18 protein-coding genes are annotated in these 17,941 nt (G+C 40.3%); 8 read left to right on the plus strand and 10 right to left on the minus strand.

The genetic code is table 11. From position 1 onward, the window contains the following. Positions 1-1,019 (minus strand): DNA topoisomerase IB (locus ACR2F7_RS00880; RefSeq protein ID WP_432711724.1); only part of this gene is annotated, 1,019 nt, incomplete at its 3' end. A 101-nt stretch (positions 1,020-1,120) separates the two neighbouring features. Between ACR2F7_RS00880 and fmt the strand changes: the two genes are divergently transcribed. Continuing rightward, positions 1,121-2,029 (plus strand): methionyl-tRNA formyltransferase, encoded by a 909-nt coding sequence (gene fmt, locus ACR2F7_RS00885; protein WP_432711725.1) that lies wholly within the window; start codon positions 1,121-1,123, stop codon positions 2,027-2,029. Between the two features lie 19 nt (positions 2,030-2,048). On the opposite strand, the gene ACR2F7_RS00890 is transcribed toward fmt, so the two are convergent. After that, positions 2,049-2,888 carry an aminotransferase class IV gene (locus ACR2F7_RS00890; protein WP_432711726.1) on the minus strand — a complete coding sequence of 280 codons (840 nt, stop codon included), beginning with the start codon at positions 2,886-2,888 and terminating at the stop codon, positions 2,049-2,051. A gap of 35 nt (positions 2,889-2,923) precedes the next feature. Continuing rightward, complete coding sequence (locus ACR2F7_RS00895; RefSeq protein ID WP_432711727.1) at positions 2,924-3,952, minus strand: RluA family pseudouridine synthase; 1,029 nt, start codon at positions 3,950-3,952, stop codon at positions 2,924-2,926. A gap of 339 nt (positions 3,953-4,291) precedes the next feature. On the opposite strand from ACR2F7_RS00895, the gene ACR2F7_RS00900 reads away from it, so the two are divergent. From ACR2F7_RS00900 to ACR2F7_RS00910, 3 genes are all read left to right on the plus strand, one after another. Then, positions 4,292-5,179, plus strand: coding sequence for a 1-aminocyclopropane-1-carboxylate deaminase/D-cysteine desulfhydrase (locus tag ACR2F7_RS00900; RefSeq protein ID WP_432711755.1), 888 nt, complete (start codon positions 4,292-4,294; stop codon positions 5,177-5,179). A 328-nt stretch (positions 5,180-5,507) separates the two neighbouring features. Then, positions 5,508-6,839, plus strand: a complete 1,332-nt coding sequence (gene lat, locus ACR2F7_RS00905) for an L-lysine 6-transaminase (protein WP_432711728.1) — start codon at positions 5,508-5,510, stop codon at positions 6,837-6,839. 108 nt (positions 6,840-6,947) lie between these two features. Beyond that, positions 6,948-7,349 carry a hypothetical protein gene (locus ACR2F7_RS00910; RefSeq protein ID WP_432711729.1) on the plus strand — a complete coding sequence of 134 codons (402 nt, stop codon included), beginning with the start codon at positions 6,948-6,950 and terminating at the stop codon, positions 7,347-7,349. Here ACR2F7_RS00910 and bshB1 read toward each other — a convergent pair. Genes bshB1 through ACR2F7_RS00925 form a run of 3 tightly spaced genes read right to left on the minus strand, consistent with a single transcriptional unit; the run spans position 7,346 to position 9,194 of the window. Further along, entirely contained in the window at positions 7,346-8,062 is a 717-nt protein-coding gene (gene bshB1 / locus ACR2F7_RS00915; protein ID WP_432711730.1) for a bacillithiol biosynthesis deacetylase BshB1, read from the minus strand. The genes ACR2F7_RS00910 and bshB1 overlap by 4 nt on opposite strands. Before the next feature lie 9 nt (positions 8,063-8,071). After that, on the minus strand, positions 8,072-8,572 hold the full coding sequence (locus ACR2F7_RS00920) for a glutathione peroxidase (protein ID WP_432711731.1): 501 nt from the start codon (positions 8,570-8,572) through the stop codon (positions 8,072-8,074). A gap of 4 nt (positions 8,573-8,576) precedes the next feature. Next, positions 8,577-9,194 (minus strand): DUF4294 domain-containing protein, encoded by a 618-nt coding sequence (locus tag ACR2F7_RS00925; RefSeq protein ID WP_432711732.1) that lies wholly within the window; start codon positions 9,192-9,194, stop codon positions 8,577-8,579. 151 nt (positions 9,195-9,345) lie between these two features. Between ACR2F7_RS00925 and ACR2F7_RS00930 the strand changes: the two genes are divergently transcribed. The 4 genes from ACR2F7_RS00930 to ACR2F7_RS00945 all read left to right on the plus strand — a co-directional run bounded on the left by ACR2F7_RS00930 (position 9,346) and on the right by ACR2F7_RS00945 (position 14,756). After that, positions 9,346-11,556, plus strand: coding sequence for a RelA/SpoT family protein (locus ACR2F7_RS00930; protein ID WP_432711733.1), 2,211 nt, complete (start codon positions 9,346-9,348; stop codon positions 11,554-11,556). 62 nt (positions 11,557-11,618) lie between these two features. Next, positions 11,619-12,107 carry a Fur family transcriptional regulator gene (locus ACR2F7_RS00935; protein ID WP_432711734.1) on the plus strand — a complete coding sequence of 163 codons (489 nt, stop codon included), beginning with the start codon at positions 11,619-11,621 and terminating at the stop codon, positions 12,105-12,107. A 35-nt stretch (positions 12,108-12,142) separates the two neighbouring features. Continuing rightward, positions 12,143-13,420 (plus strand): adenylosuccinate synthase, encoded by a 1,278-nt coding sequence (locus ACR2F7_RS00940; protein WP_432711735.1) that lies wholly within the window; start codon positions 12,143-12,145, stop codon positions 13,418-13,420. 67 nt (positions 13,421-13,487) lie between these two features. After that, complete coding sequence (locus tag ACR2F7_RS00945; RefSeq protein ID WP_432711736.1) at positions 13,488-14,756, plus strand: anthranilate synthase component I family protein; 1,269 nt, start codon at positions 13,488-13,490, stop codon at positions 14,754-14,756. Between the two features lie 413 nt (positions 14,757-15,169). Here the strand turns inward: ACR2F7_RS00945 and ACR2F7_RS00950 are convergent, their stop codons facing one another. The 4 genes from ACR2F7_RS00950 to ACR2F7_RS00965 are packed head-to-tail and all read right to left on the minus strand — an operon-like array spanning position 15,170 to position 17,941. Then, a complete protein-coding gene (locus ACR2F7_RS00950; protein WP_432711737.1) occupies positions 15,170-15,997 on the minus strand; it encodes a M48 family metallopeptidase in 828 nt (275 codons plus the stop codon). A gap of 10 nt (positions 15,998-16,007) precedes the next feature. After that, positions 16,008-16,655 carry a glycerol-3-phosphate 1-O-acyltransferase PlsY gene (gene plsY / locus ACR2F7_RS00955; RefSeq protein ID WP_432711738.1) on the minus strand — a complete coding sequence of 216 codons (648 nt, stop codon included), beginning with the start codon at positions 16,653-16,655 and terminating at the stop codon, positions 16,008-16,010. 1 nt (position 16,656) lies between these two features. Then, the gene (gene nadC, locus ACR2F7_RS00960) at positions 16,657-17,499 is read right to left on the minus strand and encodes a carboxylating nicotinate-nucleotide diphosphorylase (RefSeq protein ID WP_432711739.1); all 843 of its coding nucleotides are present in this window, start codon (positions 17,497-17,499) and stop codon (positions 16,657-16,659) included. A 46-nt stretch (positions 17,500-17,545) separates the two neighbouring features. Next, positions 17,546-17,941 (minus strand): DUF4783 domain-containing protein, encoded by a 396-nt coding sequence (locus tag ACR2F7_RS00965; RefSeq protein ID WP_432711740.1) that lies wholly within the window; start codon positions 17,939-17,941, stop codon positions 17,546-17,548.

Below are 17,941 nucleotides of genomic sequence, written 5' to 3' on the forward strand. Positions count from 1 at the left end.
AATTTCATCAGCACTTTTTCATCATTTTCCAGGGCATACTGTGTATGCGGTTTATCGATATTAACTTTTTGGAGGTATTTTGAAAGCCTATCGTTTTCAAATGCCTCCAATAATAAAGGATACACATAAGAGCTTTTACATACAGCACGTGTATTTCCCAATTTACTGGCCACACAATCCAGCACTTCTACGATGATCTTTTTGCGCGGCCGCTCGTCATTATCTACATGCATACATTTACCCAGCTGTCGCAAGGCTTCTAACGTGCCACCCCAGGTTCTGAAATCCTTTGCTGTAAAGTCACTGCCGGTAATCTCCCTGATGTACTCATTAATTTTTCCGGAGTCTACTGACTGGTGCTCCTTGCCATCGGTATAATATTGAAAAAGCTCCTGTCCGGGTATTTCCTTACACTTTTTCACCAGTCTAGCCAAGGTTTTATCATTCAACGTAACCTCCTGCCGCACCCCTTTTTTGCCTATAAAATTAAGCTTCAGCGTATTGCCGTTTATTTTGACGTGTTTATTGCGCAGGGTACTCAAGCCAAAGCTGCCATAAGTTTGTTGATAGAACTCATTGCCCACGCGCAGAAATGTTTTCAACATCAGCTGCACACAGATGGCCAGGACTTTTCTTTCATCCATATTTTTGCGCCTCAGGTCTTTGGCAATATGCTTACGCACCTGTGGCAACACTTTACCAAAATCAAGCAGGCGGTAGTATTTACTATCCGAACGCCGGGAGGTCCACTTATGGTGATATCGGTATTGTTTTCTGCCTGCGGCATCAATACCTGTAGCCTGAAGGTATGCATTTTTCTTTGGCGCTATCCAGACTTCAGTCCATGCAGGTGGTAATACCAAAGCCTTAATTCTTTCCAGCTGCGCTTCGTCGGTAACCCTTTTGTTGTTTTTATCGAGGTAATAAAATGCACCCGCTTTACCTTTTCTGTAGATGCCCGGGTTGGCATCGGTCATGTAAATTAACCCGCTTTGTTTAATCTCTTCGGCAGTCTGCATTCTTTATAAATGATAAGGTTAGAAGAAATGGCACATGAATATAGCCTTACATGAAGCATTGCGCCATATTTTTAGTTATTTTGCTAAATAAACACAGGAACATGAGAATAGTTTTTATGGGGACACCCGATTTTGCCGTGGCTTCACTTGCTGCATTAGTTGATGCTGGCTTTGAGATAGCAGCAGTGGTAACGGCAGCAGATAAACCTGCGGGCCGCGGACAAAAATTGAGTGAGAGTGCCGTTAAAAAATATGCAATGGAAAAAGGGCTCACCATTTTGCAACCTTTGAAATTAAAGGACCCTGAATTTATTGCTGCCCTGCAAAACATCAACGCTGATTTACAGGTGGTGGTGGCTTTCAGGATGCTGCCAGAAATAGTGTGGAATATGCCTCCAAAAGGGACAATTAATCTACATGGCTCCCTGCTGCCACAATACCGTGGTGCTGCCCCAATTAACCATGCCATCATCAATGGGGAGAAAGAAAGTGGCGTAACCACCTTTTTTCTGAAACATGAAATTGATACGGGGGATGTCATTGAAGCCCGAAAGGTGGAAATTACCGATACCGACACTGCTGGCGATCTGCATGATAAATTGATGGTAGTTGGTGCTGAGCTTTTGGTGGAAACCGTTAAAGCTATAGAATCAGGTGACTATAAAGAGCAACCGCAAAAACAGTCGGCAGATTTAAAACATGCCCCTAAAATATTTAAAGAATTTTGTAAAATCGACTGGAACCAGCCGCTGCAAACCGTTTATAATTTAGTGCGTGGCCTGAGTCCTTACCCTACAGCTTTTACTACGCTTAACGATAAAACGCTGAAGGTGTTTAAAGCAGAAATAGAACATAAAGAGCCTGGCATTGCCCCCGGTGGTTTCCTGAGTGATGGAAAAACTTTCTTGAAGTTTGCCACCAGGGATGGCTTTTTAAAATTAACAGAGCTGCAATATGAGGGTAAGAAAAGAATGTTGGTAGAAGAATTTTTAAGAGGAATGCGGTTGTAATTCATAACAACCGTAATCTTTAAACAGCGTTCAGCAGGGCGCTTAAGTGTTTGGCATTTTCATTGAAATAACGCTTGCGCCCATAGCCCATTACCCAGCGGATGCCGCCAATTGCATTGGTTACAAAAACCTCATCTGCCTGACGCAAAACCTCGGGATTCAATTGCGCTTCAATGATAGAAATGTTATGTGCTTTGGCCAGCTGCATCACCACTTTGCGCATCACACCACTAATGCAGCCTTCACTCAACGCAGGTGTATAAATCTGCTTATCGTAGACCACAAAAATATTGGAGCTAATGCTTTCACAGATAAAGCCATGCTGGTTTAAGATGATGGCTTCATCAAGCTTATGCTGTTTTTTATACAATCCTGCCATCACATACATCAGGGCACTGCTGGTTTTTAAGTTCGACAACAGGTTAACAGGCTTGGTAATTTCATTGTAGACATCAACAATGAGTCCTTTTTTATTGAGTTCATAATTCGCATTTGGCAAGGGTGTAGCCTCCAGAATATACCCATACTTATTGCTGTTGGGGGTATATAAGCCATCACCCTGCCGGTATACTGACAAGCGGAACTTTACATTGTCTTTGATTTTATTTTTCTTGCACAGTTCTGCCGTCTTTTGCTTCAGGAAATACTCATCCAGCAGGGCGCTGCCTTCAATCTTCATCGTTTTCATGCCCTGCATTAACCTTTCTACGTGTAATTCAGGGAAGTTCAGCTTACCATTGCTCATCCTGATGGTTTCAAACAAACCATCACCATAGCGAAAGCTACGGTTTTCGGCACTGAGCACAGGTTGACTGCTGTTTAAAAACTCGTCGTTATGTAAAATATATTGTTGCTGCATTAGTATCTTATACGATTGATGATCCCTTTATCGGTTTAAGGTTGTACAATGTAATTTCTCCATTTATGAAGTACACCCTCAAAATCTGCAGGCAATGGAGCTTCAAATTCCATGTATTCCTTTGTGCTGGGGTGTATAAAACCTAATGTCTGTGCATGTAAAGCCTGGCGCGGCATAATTTCAAAGCAGTTGTTAACAAATTGCTTGTATTTGGTAAAGGTTGTTCCTTTCAATATTTTATCACCACCATAATTAGTATCACTAAATAGTGGATGTGAGATGTGCTGCATGTGTGCCCTGATTTGATGCGTACGACCGGTTTCCAACTGACAACTGATTAAGGTTACATAACCTAAACGCTCAATTACCTTATAATGTGTTACCGACCACTTGCCTTTTTCTTCTTCATCATAAATATCCATGATAATTCTGTTTTTAGCACTTCTGCCAATGTAACCCGTTACCGTGCCATCATTTTCTATATCTCCCCATACCAAAGCAAGGTATTTACGGGTAATGGTGTGGTCAAAAAACTGCTTGGCCAATTTAGTCATGGTCATTTCGTTTTTACTGATCAGCAGTAAACCCGAAGTATCCTTGTCAATACGGTGCACCAAACCTGGGCGACCTTCATTTCCTGGCAGCTGTGGCAGCTGGTCAAAATGAAAAGCAAGGGCATTCACCAACGTACCTGTATAATTGTTAAACCCGGGATGAACAACCATACCCGCAACTTTATTCACCACTAAAAGGTCTTTATCTTCATAAATGATATCTAAAGGTAAATCCTCCGGATAAACTTCTGTATCTCTCGGTGGGTGTGGAAAAACAATGGAAATCTCATCTTCAGGTTTTACCTTGTAACTAGGTTTTATAGGTTTTTGATTAACGAGTACATTCCCTGCATCAATTGCGTTTTGTATCCTGTTACGTGATGCGTTTTCTAAACGATGCATCAAAAACTTATCAACCCTTAATAAGGATTGTCCTTTATCAACAACAATATTAAAATGCTCAAATAAATCCTGCTCCTCTAATTCCAGTCCTGCATTGGTATTTTCCATGCTACAAAACTAATCTTTAAGAATTACATATTTAAAAAGAAATTGGCTTACAATTTGAGCATAGCCTCAATAGGTTACAATATAAAGACTTTTACCGGCTTCATTGCCCTTCTAACTTCTATTTTCCTGATCAGCGGATCAAAACTTTTACTGGACTAAATTAAGAATAACAGCTTCAACGAACTTTTTAATTAACCGATATTATTAAAATAACTATCAAATAATGAAAGTATTTGCGCAGAACGTTAAAATAATTCTCAATTTTTTCCCTTACCTGATTAAAAAGATATATTTTAAATCATAATTAGAATAAGGAGAATGGATTCTATATTTGCATCAATGTTTGCAACTATCAACAGTCCACTACATCAATTAAGACAAACCGAAATTAGCGGCTTATGGGTAAAAAGAGATGACCTTATAGACCCTTATATTTCAGGAAATAAATGGCGCAAGCTCAAATACCTGTTAGAGAAAGCGGTCAGGCTCAATAAATTGCACCTGGTAACTTTTGGCGGCGCTTACTCCAACCACCTGCTGGCAACAGCAGCAGCAGCAGCACGCGCTGGTTTTAAGGCCACCGCTTTTGTTAGAGGTGAGCCTGTAGAAAATGAAATGCTGCTCTTGTGCCGTCTGTATGGCATGAAGCTCATCTTCACCAACCGCGAGGAGTATTTAAACAAACCTGCGCTGTTTAAAGATTTCTTTAAAGATGATGCCTCTGCCTTTTTTATTGATGAAGGGGGTGCCTCTGCCGAAGCTGTAAAAGGCTGTGCAGAAATTATTGACGAACTTCCAGATGATGTAGACCATATTTTTTGTGCCGCAGGCACGGGTACTACCGCTGCAGGCTTATTAAAAGGCATCCAAAAAAGGAAATTAAAAACACAGCTTCATGTGATCCCTGTTTTAAAAGGGGGAGATTTTATTGCCAATGAAATCTACCATTATACCGGCAATATTGAGCAGCTGAATTTACATACCGACTATCATTTTGGGGGTTATGCTAAAACGCAACCTGCACTTTTAGAATTCATGGCCCGTTTTGTTTCCAATGAAGGCATCCTGATAGACCCCGTCTATACCGCCAAAATGTTTTATGCTATTTTTGACCTCCATCAAAACAATTACTTCAAAGAAAACGATAAAATTGTTGCTATCCATACCGGTGGCCTGCTTGGCATCTTAGGCAAGAAAGAAAAAATAGCAGAAGTATTCCTTCCTTAAACTCATTCACCTCATAAAATGACAAATAATGGCGTCTTTTAGACTTGAAAATGGTGTTTTTATGGCCACTGTAATGACCACTTATAAACCGGAGCAGTGATTCTGTTATATTCAGAAAAATTATTTCCTGTAGGCACTTTAGTAGAAGCCAAAATCCATAAAATGGGTTTCCAGCAATCAACGCATGGAAACCCATTCTCTTTCTCGTTTTTCTCTTTGGAAAAATAGCTTTAGAACACCTTTAAAAGCTTTTTCACCGTCTAAATGCCGCTTTATTTGTTTATCAGACTGATTTTGTTACATTTGATTATCACCTAAAATTGATTCTATGTATCAACTAACCATACCACCAGGAGAAGTTAATGAAACTTTAAGCAAGCATATTTTAGCAGACGGTTACGACCTTACCTACGACATTAATAAAAGTCATGGTGCTTATATCTATGATTCTAAAAATGAACGCACGCTCTTAGATTTCTTCACTTGTTTTGCATCTGTGCCTTTGGGTTACAACCACCCAAAAATGATCAATGATGAAGCCTTCAAACAAAATCTACTTGCCGCAGCCTTATCCAACCCTTCTAACTCTGATGTGTATACACAACAATATGCACAGTTTGTGGATACATTTTCAAAAGTGGGCATCCCCCATTACCTGCCGCATGCCTTTTTTATCGCCGGCGGTGGTTTAGCGGTAGAGAATGCCATTAAAGTAGCGATGGACTGGAAAGTTCAAAAGAACTTCGCCAAAGGTTTCCAGGAAGAAAAAGGCTTTAAAGTATTGCACTTTGAACGTGCCTTCCATGGCAGAACCGGCTATACCTTAAGCTTAACCAATACCCTTCCCGATAAAACCAAGTGGTTTGCCAAGTTCGACTGGCCACGGGTTAGCGTACCTACGGTTCGCTTTCCTTTAAACGAGGAGAATTTAGCTACTGCTGAGGAAACCGAAAAGCGCTCTATTGAACAGGTGAAACAAGCTTTTGCAGAAAATAAAGATGAAATCTGTGCCATCATCATCGAGCCTATACAATCTGAAGGTGGCGATAACCACCTGCGCGAAGAATTCCTGATCCAGCTTAAACAACTGGCAGATGAAAATGAGGCCTTTTTAATATACGATGAAGTTCAAACCGGTGTAGGTTTAACCGGTAAATTCTGGTGCCATGAGCATTTCAGTGAAAAAGCTCGTCCGGATATCGTTGCCTTTGGCAAGAAAATGCAGGTATGTGGTATTTTAGTGGGCAATAAAGTGGACGAGGTAGAGCATAATGTTTTCAATGTGCCTTCCAGAATCAACTCCACCTGGGGCGGTAGTTTGGTAGACATGGTGCGTGCCACACAAATTTTACAGATTATTCAGGAGGATAACCTTTGCGAAAATGCTACCGTGGTTGGTCAGTATTTAAAAGACAAGCTTGAACTTCTTGCTGAAAAGCATGAGCTGATGACTAATGTACGCGGTGTAGGTCTGTTATGTGCCTTTGATTTACCCGATAAAGATATTCGCAATGCCTTTATCCAAAAGGGCATGGAGCAAAATGTAATGTTCCTGGGTTGTGGCAATAGAACTATTCGCTTCAGACCAGCGTTATGTATAGAGAAGAAACATATTGATGAGGGATTGGCCGTTTTGGAGCGCATTTTACCAACCCTTTAAAATAGATAAACAGTAATTCATCCATTCCCATACTTGTTAAAATAACCAATTTAGCTCAGCGTGCAAATTGATAGACAATAGACTGGATTGGATGAATTTATAAAAAAGATGAAAAACAAAACGAATATATTTTTAGCCCTTGCCGTGATCATTCTGGTGGGCTGGATGATTAAAGGAACTTTCTTTCAACCAGGCATCTCAGATTTAAAAGGTGATTTTAAGGAAGTTACCCATTACAGAAATGAAAACAACACAGGGCCTGTGCAATACGTTTACATTGTGACGGTAAAAGACACCTCATCTGCAGAAATGGAAACTTTTGGTAATTTTAAACCACACCATAAAGGTGGGAACACCAAAGTATACTTCTTTAAAGAAGGCAGCTCCATACCACAAGAAGCCTATGCCGGCAAAGTAAATTTCGACCCTGCCTATAATGCATCCTGCATTGCCCTTTACGAAAAAAGCGCAATGGGCAATACAAGTGTGGTTAAAAATCCTTTTAACTAGCGCAGTTGAAACAAATCGTCTACGCCTAGTAATTTGCGCGAAGTAAAACCTTCGCCATAAGTAGCACCAATAGACTTGCCGAACTCCCGTGCCCTACCAATAACGCTCTCAAAAAACTCGGGCGAAGAGATATAAGTCTGCTGCCCTTCCACATCAGGATTGTAAAACTGGGTTTTAAAAGCCTTGATAGATTCAATTTTAAGGTCCATAAAAGGGGTGATGTCAATAATGACATCAGGCTTGATATAGCGGTCCTGGATGTATTGGAAGGTTAGCCTTGGGCGGAAAGCAGTCTGCTCCTCGCCCTCAAAAACGGTGATCACTTTAGGCAAGCCTGCTAAAAAACAAGCGTCGTTCACTAAATCCCCAGCCCTGCCATGGTCAGGATGCCTGTCGTGTAAAGCATTGCTTAGCACAATCTCAGGCTGGTATTTTCTAATCATTTTTACCACTTCCAGCTGGTGGCTTTCATCATTTTTAAAAAAACCATCGCGGAAACGCAGGTTTTCACGTACCGATAAGCCTAAAATCTTTGCAGAAGCAGCAGCTTCCTCATCCCTGGTTTCTGCGGTACCACGGGTACCTAATTCGCCACGGGTAAAATCAACAATACCAACTTTTTTGCCAGCAGCAATATGTTTCAATACGGTTCCTGAGCAGCCCAGTTCGGCATCATCGGGATGTACAGCAAAGACGATTAGATCTAATTTCATGTAGTTTTTTTAGAGTAACAAGCGCTCAATCTTCTTTTTAATTTTTGAAGAAAGCGGCTTGGTGAAAGGGTAAAAGTAATCTACTACTTCCCCATTTTTATTAATCAAATATTTATGAAAATTCCAGCGCGGTGTAGATTTGATATTTCCATTCTGTTTGATGTCCGCTAAGAATTTAAATAAAGGATGTGCCATCTCGCCACGGACCATAATTTTTTCGGATACCGGAAATTCCACGCCAAAGTTTACCTGGCAGAATTCACTGATTTCAATTCCATTTAGGGGTTCCTGACGGCCAAAATCATTAGATGGAAAAGCCAGCACCTCAAATCCCTGCTCTTTATATTCAGCACGTAGCTTCTGCAACTCCTCTAGCTGGGGCGCAAAGCCACACCCTGAAGCGATATTAACAATAAGAAGTACTTTATTTTGGTAGGCAGCTAAGTTTTTTTCAAGGCCATTGAGCAGTTTTACCTTAAATTGATATATACTTTTTGAGTGATCTGTCATTATATTATTGGTAATACCCTGATGAAATAATAATGTTTTCTATTTCCCTGTCTTCAACAGGGCTATATGTACTTTTAAGGTTATGGCCTACCACGCGGGCAACAGATTGATAGACGAAAGCCTTCAAACCGCCCTTACTTTCCTTGATGATATCGTAGGTAGTACGGCCAAGCTCGCGGTCAACCAATTTTGTTAATATTTTTCCTTGTGTAATTGTCAGCTCTTTTATTTCCTTGTTAAACATCTGTTTAATCTCAGCATCACAGGCCTTTACCAGTTTCTTTTGGTCCCTTTTATTACTTGTCAGCGCTAAATCTCTTTCCAATTGTTCATATCTACGTTTGGCATAGAGTGCATATGGCATGACTTTTAGTACATTATAACGTAAACGATTAAAAGCTACACGTTCTGCGGGAGATTTAAAGATGCGTTGACCATAGATAACAACCTCATTTAAGGGGATCCATGGTATCATTTCGCCATCAACATTGGTGGAGGCCACCATGATGGTGTCATTTTTACCCAGCACCGGCATTTTATAAGGACTAGGTTTTACCTGTGCTTTTACAGACGGAGCGGCAATAATGACAATAAGCAGAACAAGTAACTTATAAAATTTCATAAATTTATACTGCTGTAAAGTTAAAGCAATTTTATATATTAGGTTCCATTCGAACTTCTATTTTTGTAATCCTTATATCAAATAGAATAATAACAAAACTAATATAGTGCTTTAACGCAAAGCAAGTTACATTATTTCGAAAATAATACAAATGAAGAACACATTGGTTATAGACCTGGAAGCAGAGAAGCAAGAGATACTGAAGAGATACCGTGCCCTTCTACGCGCATGTAAGCCAACTATGCAAAAGGGTGATAAAAAGGAAATCAGAAAAGCATTTGATATGGCGCTGGAAAGCCACAAAAATATGCGCCGAAAATCTGGTGAACCTTATATCTACCACCCTATTGCAGTAGCGCAAATAGCAGCAGAAGAAATTGGATTGGGTACTACTTCTATAGTATGTGCTTTACTGCATGATGTAGTTGAGGATACAAATGTGACCCTTGAGGATATCGAAAGAGAATTTGGAAAAAAAACAGCTAAAATAATAGACGGACTCACTAAAATATCAGGGGTATTTGATTATAACAGCTCCTTACAGGCAGAGAATTTTAGAAAAATGCTGCTTACACTTGCTGATGATGTAAGGGTTATCCTAATTAAACTGGCAGATCGCCTGCATAACATGCGGACCATGGACTTTATGCCCAGACAAAAGCAATTAAAAATTGCGTCTGAAACCATTTATCTCTATGCTCCCCTGGCTCACCGTTTAGGATTATATGCCATCAAATCTGAATTGGAAGATCTCTCCATGAAATATTTAGAGCCTGATACCTATAAATATATAGCCACACAGCTGAATGAAAAAAAGGCGGAACGCAACCTTTTCATCAAACGCTTTGTGGAACCAATAGAGGAGATCTTAAAAGAACAAGGACTGAACTGTGAAATTTATGGTCGCCCGAAATCCATCCATTCCATCTGGAATAAAATGAAGAAGAAAAATATCCCTTTTGAGGAGGTATATGATCTTTTTGCCATCAGGATAGTCCTTGATAGTCCTCCAGAACAGGAAAAAGCAGATTGCTGGAAAGCCTATTCTATTGTTACTGATTTGTATAGACCTAATCCTGATCGTTTACGCGACTGGGTTTCCTCTCCAAAAGGTAATGGTTATGAGTCTTTACACACCACTGTTATGGGGCCAAAAGGCCAATGGGTAGAGGTGCAGATCCGTACACAGCGCATGAATGAGATTGCTGAGAAAGGTTTTGCAGCACACTGGAAATATAAAGAATCCAGCAATGACAATGGTCTTGACCAATGGATTATGAAAGTGCGCGAGATGCTTAACAATCCTGAAGCCAATGCTTTGGACTTCCTTGACGACTTTAAAATGAACCTCTTCTCTGACGAGATCTTTATTTTTACGCCTAAGGGAGCCTTATTGCAATTGCCACTTGGCGCTACGGCACTTGATTTTGCTTTTGAGATTCATACTGATGTAGGTGCTAAATGTATTGGTGCCAAGGTTAACCATAAGCTGGTGCCTCTATCGCATAAACTACAAAATGGCGACCAGGTAGAAATTATCACCTCCAACAAACAGGTACCTAAAGAAGACTGGCTGAACATTGTGGTGACCGCCAAAGCGAAGTCTAAAATCAAATCTTCTTTAAAAGAAGAGAAGAGAAAAATTGCAGAGCATGGAAAGGAAATCTTAGAACGAAAGCTGAAATCACTGAAGATTACTTATAATACAGATAACCTGAACAAGCTTACTTATTTCTTTAAGCTTCCTTCTACACAGGAGCTTTTTATTAACATAGCACAGGGTAAAATTGAACTAAAAGACCTTAAAGAATACCTTGCGACAGAAAAAGAAATAGAAAACCGCGGTGCACAGGAAAAAACCGACAACCAGAAAATTGATGCACTGTTAAACCGTGTCAAAAATCCAGAGTCAGACATCCTGTTGATTGGTGAAGACCTTCAGAAAATAGATTACAAATTATCTGCGTGTTGTAACCCAATCCCTGGCGATGATGTTTTTGGTTTCGTCACTGTCAGCGAAGGTATCAAAATTCACCGCACTAATTGTCCTAATGCTGCACAGCTGATGGCAAATTACGGTTACCGCATTGTTAAAGCTAAATGGAACAGTCAAAAACAACTTACCTTCCTTACCGGTTTGCATATTATTGGCATTGATGATGTAGGTTTAATTAACAATATTACCAAGGTTATTTCCAACGATTTTAAGGTGAACATGCGTTCTATTACTGTTGATACCGATAATGGTATATTTGACGGTTCCATCATGATTTATGTCAATGATACCGATCACCTGGATAAGCTGATTGAAAACCTTTTAGAGGTGCCCGGTGTAACAGGCGTAACCCGGTTTGATACCTAAATTTGGGATTTTACTCCGAGGTTAATTTAAAAATTGGTATCTTTGAGAGGAGTCTGAAAACTATGTCTACAAATCACAACAGCGAACTGGTCAGGAAAATATTTGAAGCCTACCTGGAGAACAAAGCACTAAGGAAAACCCCTGAGCGTTTTGCGATACTGGAGGAAATATATTCCAGAGACGATCACTTTGATGTAGAAACCCTCTACATCCATATGAAGAACCAGAAATACAGGGTGAGCAGGGCTACAGTCTACAATACCCTGGAATTATTAGTGTCTTGCGATCTGGTAACCAAACATCAGTTTGGCAAAAACATGGCACAATTTGAGAAATCTTACGGCTACCACCAACACGACCATATCATCTGTATTGACTGTGGTAAGGTGGTAGAATTCTGCGACCCCCGTATCCACCAGATTCAAAGTATGGTGGGCGAGTTGCTTAAGTTTGATATCAAACACCATTCCCTTAATCTTTACGGCGTTTGCTTTGACTGCAAAGAAAAAACAACCGTAAAACCAAATGTGGAAATACAACATGCAAATTAAAATATACAATACTAATCTTTTCCTAATTTAACATAATGACGCAAGTAGATGTGCTTCTCGGCCTGCAATGGGGCGACGAGGGCAAGGGTAAAATTGTTGACGTTTTAAGTCCACAATATGATTTGATCGCTCGTTTTCAGGGCGGACCAAATGCAGGCCATACTTTAGAATTTGACGGCAAAAAGTTTGTTTTAAATACCATTCCTTCAGGTATTTTCAACGAAAAAACGATGAATCTTATCGGAAATGGGGTAGTAATTGACCCAATCATTTTAAAAAGAGAATTAGATAACCTTAAGGCTGCAGGCCATGATCCGGTTGCTAAAGGCAAATTGGTTATTGCGCGTAAAGCACACCTTATTTTACCTACCCACCAATTATTGGATGCTGCAAATGAGCAGAAAATGGGCAAGGATAAAATTGGCTCTACCTTAAAAGGTATTGGACCAACCTACATGGATAAAACAGGTAGAAATGGTTTACGCGTCGGCGATACTACTTTACCTGATTTCAGAGAACGTTACAATAAACTGGTAGAGAAACATAAAGAAATTCTTTCTCACTATGCCTTTGATTATGACCTTGCTGAAAAAGAAGCTGCTTTCTTTGAAGCGATAGAGTTTATCAAAACTATCCCTCATGTTGACAGTGAACATTATGTAAATGGTTTCTTAAAAGAAGGAAAAACTGTATTGGCTGAAGGTGCACAAGGTACCTTGCTAGATGTAGATTTTGGTTCTTACCCATTTGTAACTTCTTCTAACACTACTACTGCAGGTGCTTGTACTGGTTTAGGTATTGCCCCAAATAGAATTGGCAATGTTTACGGTATTTTCAAAGCTTACTGTACTCGTGTTGGTGGCGGCCCCTTCCCTACTGAATTAGATGACGAAGTTGGTGAAAGCTTACGCCAGATTGGTCATGAATTTGGTGCAACTACAGGCAGAGCCCGTCGTTGCGGATGGATTGATATTCCTGCCTTGAAATATGCCATCATGTTAAATGGTGTTACTGAATTAATCATGATGAAGGCTGATGTTTTAGATGGTTTTGATACCATTTATGCTTGTACGCATTATGAATATAATGGTGAAACTATTGATTACATGCCATACGACATTATCTCTGTGAAACCTACACCGGTTTTAAAAGCTATTGAAGGTTGGAAAACTGATGTAACTAAAGTAACTCAAGTGGAAGAAATTCCGGCTAACTTAAGCGCTTACATCTCCTTTTTGGAGAAAGAACTTGAAGTTCCGGTAAAATATCTTTCTGTTGGACCAGATCGCGTTCAAACTCTAGAGCTGATATAGATTTTTAATCATCACGATAAAAAAGGCGGCCACCAGCCGCCTTTTTTTGTTCCCCTTTCATTCCACAATGGAATCAACGATACACCCTGAGCTCCAATTATTCAAACATAAAGCCTTAAGTTGGGCAGATAGTTTTGCTGTTTGTGCAGTGCTGGACGGTAATGGTTACCCTGATCATTATCATCAATACGATTTTATGATTGCCGCTGGTGCCGAGCGGGTGTTGAATGCTCCCTGCGGTGAAGCATTCCTGGAGCTAAAAAACTTTTATGAGGCGCAGCCCGACTGGATGTTTGGCTTGTTGAGTTATGATTTAAAGAATGAAACCGAGGCGCTGCAATCTGCAAACCCAGACTTATTGGGCTTTCCAGACCTTTATTTCTTTGTGCCTCAACACCTCATTGGCGTAAATGGCACGGAAATTACCGTGTTGAAGGGTTCTGAAGACGTATTACAGCAAATTGAGGAGGCATTAATTGAAGAGCCATCCCTTGTTAAGGTCAACATGGAAAGCAGCCTCAGTAAAGACACCTATCTTTCGCATGTTAAAGAATTACAAGCCCACATGAGCAAAGGCGACTGCTATGAAATTACTTTCTGCCAGGAGTTTTTCGCTAAAAATGCACACATTAACCCACTATCAGTTTATAAATCGCTCAACGCTATTTCTCCCAGTCCTTTTTCTGGTTATTTTAAAATCGACGATCAGTATTTGCTGTCTGCTAGTCCGGAGCGCTTTCTTTGTAAAAGAGGCTCCCAGCTCATCTCCCAGCCTATCAAAGGCACAGCAAAAAGAAGTGCCGATGGTGCTGCCGACCAGCTGTTGAAGCAACAATTACAAGAGAACAAGAAAGAACAGGCCGAAAATGTAATGATTGTAGACCTGGTGCGCAACGACCTCACCCGAAGTGCCCTCCCCGGCACCGTGAAAGTAACCGAACTTTTCGGCATTTACAGCTTTCCCCAGGTACACCAAATGATTTCTACCATTAGCTGCACCTTAAATCCAGCAGTGCATTTTATTGATGCCATCAAAAATTCATTCCCGATGGGTTCCATGACTGGCGCACCAAAAATTAAGGCCATGAACCTCATTGAAGAGCTGGAGAACAATAAAAGAGGGGCTTTTTCTGGCTCTATTGGCTATATTACCCCATCAGGAGATTTCGACTTTAACGTCATCATCAGGACCCTCTTGTACCAGGCCTCCAGCCAATACCTTTCTTTTAAAGTGGGCAGCGCCATCACCTATGCCTCAGATGCAGAAAGTGAATACCAGGAATGCCTCATTAAGGCCGCAGCCATGCGCCAAACGTTAAACAGCAGATCGCTGTAACTGGTACTAATTCCCTCTATACCTCTATTTAAAGAAAAAACCTTCCTTTTCAATTTTAAAAACAATTTCCGGTGGATTGAAAATGACTTTTGTTGCGTTTTCTAGCGGTACCTTGTGTACTAAATACAGCTATTTATCAACTTTACCTCAAGTAATAATTTCTTAATTATTCAGTATACCTTTCAAGGGCATTTGTAGAGCCTTTAGTTATCCGTCGATATAGGAAGGCCCTACGAAGGCCCTACCAATGCCCTCTGAAGGCTATGGAAACTATAACTTGCCTAATAACTATATTTTAAGAAGAACACAATCTAAGAAACACAAAATAGCTTAGCCGTTAATCACAAAAGCCAACAAAAAAAACCGCATCCCTGTTAAGGAATGCGGCACATTCAAAGCTTTAAAAAACTAAATTATTTAACAGGCTTTCCTGTGGTAGAGTTCAAATATCTTTGTGCTTCAGGAAGGTCTTTTTGTATTTGTGCAATCCTGGTTGCATCTGCAGGGTGGGTACTTAAAAATTCTGGTGGTTTAGAGCTGCTGGCACTAGCTGTAGCCATGCGTTGCCAGAAGCTTACCGCATTTGAAGGGTTATAACCAGCCATAGACATAAAAATTAAGCCTAAATGATCAGCTTCTAATTCCTGCGTTCTTGAATTTGGTAATAAGTAGGCTGTTTGCGCGCCAATTCCATAAACCTGGTTTAAGATCTGTTGCGTACCTGCAGATTTTCCTGCTGTGGCAGCACCTAACAAACCACCAACACCTTCTGCAAGGGTTGCTTTAGAAGCACGCTCCGAAGAATGTTTAGCTACCGCATGTGCAATTTCATGGCCCATTACTGTGGCTAAACCAGCATCGTCTTTAGTTACCGGCAAAATACCGGTGTAAACCGCCACTTTACCTCCTGGCATACACCAGGCGTTAATTTCAGGACTCTCTATTAAGTTGAATTCCCATTTAAAGCCCTGAATTTGTTCGGCATAACCATTAGCATTCATATATTGGGTAACGGCATTGGCAATTTTCTGGCCAATTCTTTTCACTCTTGCGGCTTCTGTATTGTTCAATACTTTGGTGCCCGGATCTTTCAGAAGTGCGGTGTAACTTTGTGCCGCAGCAGTTTGCATTTCACTTTCATTGATAAAACTTAAACGGTTACGACCGGATAAAGGAACTGTGGAGCAGGAATAAACCGTTAGCATTGTAACGGCCATACCAAACAAAAGGATTTTTTTCATGAACTTAGGTTTAATCTTTTTTTCTTTTAAACAGGTAAACTTTAGATTCTTTGCCTTTTAAAAGTCTTTCCAGGTTTTTTTGATGCGTAACAAGCACTAATATACAGACGCACATGCTATACAAAACCTCGGACCGAATAGTGGAATGAAATATGAATATAATGCCTAAGGGGAAGGTAAAACCTGCACAAATAGAACTTAAGGAAACATATTTAGTAACCAGCAACACGGTAACAAATACAACAACGCAAAGTAAAGCTGCCGGAGTGTTTACTGCTAAAATCATTCCAAAAAGCGTAGCGACACCCTTACCCCCTCTAAAACCTGCAAAAATGGGGAATAAATGTCCAACTACGGCGGTGAGTCCTAAAGCCAGCTGGAAATTAATGAACTGCGAAGAGTTATGAGGCCCGGTAATAGAAAGCCCAATGAAATAGGCCAGTTTGGTTGCCGTATAACCTTTCAGGATATCGATAGTCATCACGGCTATGCCAGCCTTGGTACCTAAAACCCTGAAGGTATTGGTGGCTCCTGCATTTCCACTTCCATATTCGCGTACATCTACGCCATAAAAAGCCTGGCCCAGCCATACTGCAGATGGAATTGACCCAAACAGATAAGCAAGCAGCACGGCAGAAATAGAATAAATAGATATCATTCTAAAAGGCTTTTAAACTCATGTCTAAACTCTTAACCGAATGCGTCAATGCGCCCATGGATATAAAATCAACCCCACATTCGGCAAAGCCGGTAACGTTTTCTTCAACAATACCGCCAGAAGCTTCTGTAGTATAGCGATGGTCAATAATTTTAACCGCCGCTTTTAAATCGTCGAAATTGAAATTATCAAGCATAATTCGGTTAATTTTTCCAACTTCCAGGACCTGGTTTAACTCCTCAAAATTTCTTACCTCAATTTCTATTTCTAGTTTTTTACCTGTTTTTTCAAGGTACGCATTAGCCGCGCTAATGGCGTTGCTGATGCCACCGGCATAGTCAACATGGTTATCTTTAATCAAGATCATGTCGTATAAACCAATGCGGTGATTAACGCCACCACCAATTTTTACCGCTAATTTCTCCAGGTACCTTAAACCTGGTGTAGTTTTGCGGGTATCAAGAATCTGCGTATGGTAGGGTTTTAATAAGGAAACAATACGCTGCGTTTTGGTAGCTATGCCACTCATGCGCTGCATACAGTTTAAAACCAGCCTTTCTGCCAGCAAAATGGAGTGTGTGCTGCCTTCAACAGTGAAAGCAATATCGCCATATTTAACCTGGTCGCCATCTTTCAAAAAAACTGTTGTTTTTAGCTGAGGGTCAACATGTTTGAAGATTTCAAGAGCCAGTTCAATGCCCGCCAACACACCATCCTCTTTGATGATCAGTTTGGCTTTCCCTTGTGCCTCTGCAGGAATTGTGGATAACGTAGTATGATCGCCATCACCGAGGTCTTCGGCAAGAGCATTTTTTATAAATAAGTTTATGATTTGCTTGTCCAAATTTTCAATTTTAACCCAAAAATAGCATTTTACCTGTATTCTTTAACTATTTCTCCTGATCAATTCTAAGTTCAGTAATTAAAAATACATTATTCGTTCGCTTTGAAGTGATCGAAATGCGGAACTTCCCATTTTTTGTGGCCAGGCTAAGGATGCCAAAGCGCATATTAGGATTGGTATTTATGAGGTGTAAAACTGTGGAATTTGTGGGATTGTGTTTGCTGAAAAAATCTCTTAATATTTGTTCCGCCTGTACTTTAGAATACACATCTTCTTCCTTAAGGATGCTTAAAGCGATCGAAGGATTGAAGTTTTTTGCAATTTCTTGTGAATTACCGGCTTTAAATAAGGGAGACAATTGATCGATAAAGTCGCTTTGAAATAAACCCTGGGGTATAAAGGGCGCCATCAAGACAAGAATGGGGAACAAAAATCTAATCAT

The sequence above is a fragment of the Pedobacter sp. genome, assembly GCF_045628745.1.
Classification (GTDB): Bacteria; Bacteroidota; Bacteroidia; order Sphingobacteriales; family Sphingobacteriaceae; genus Pedobacter.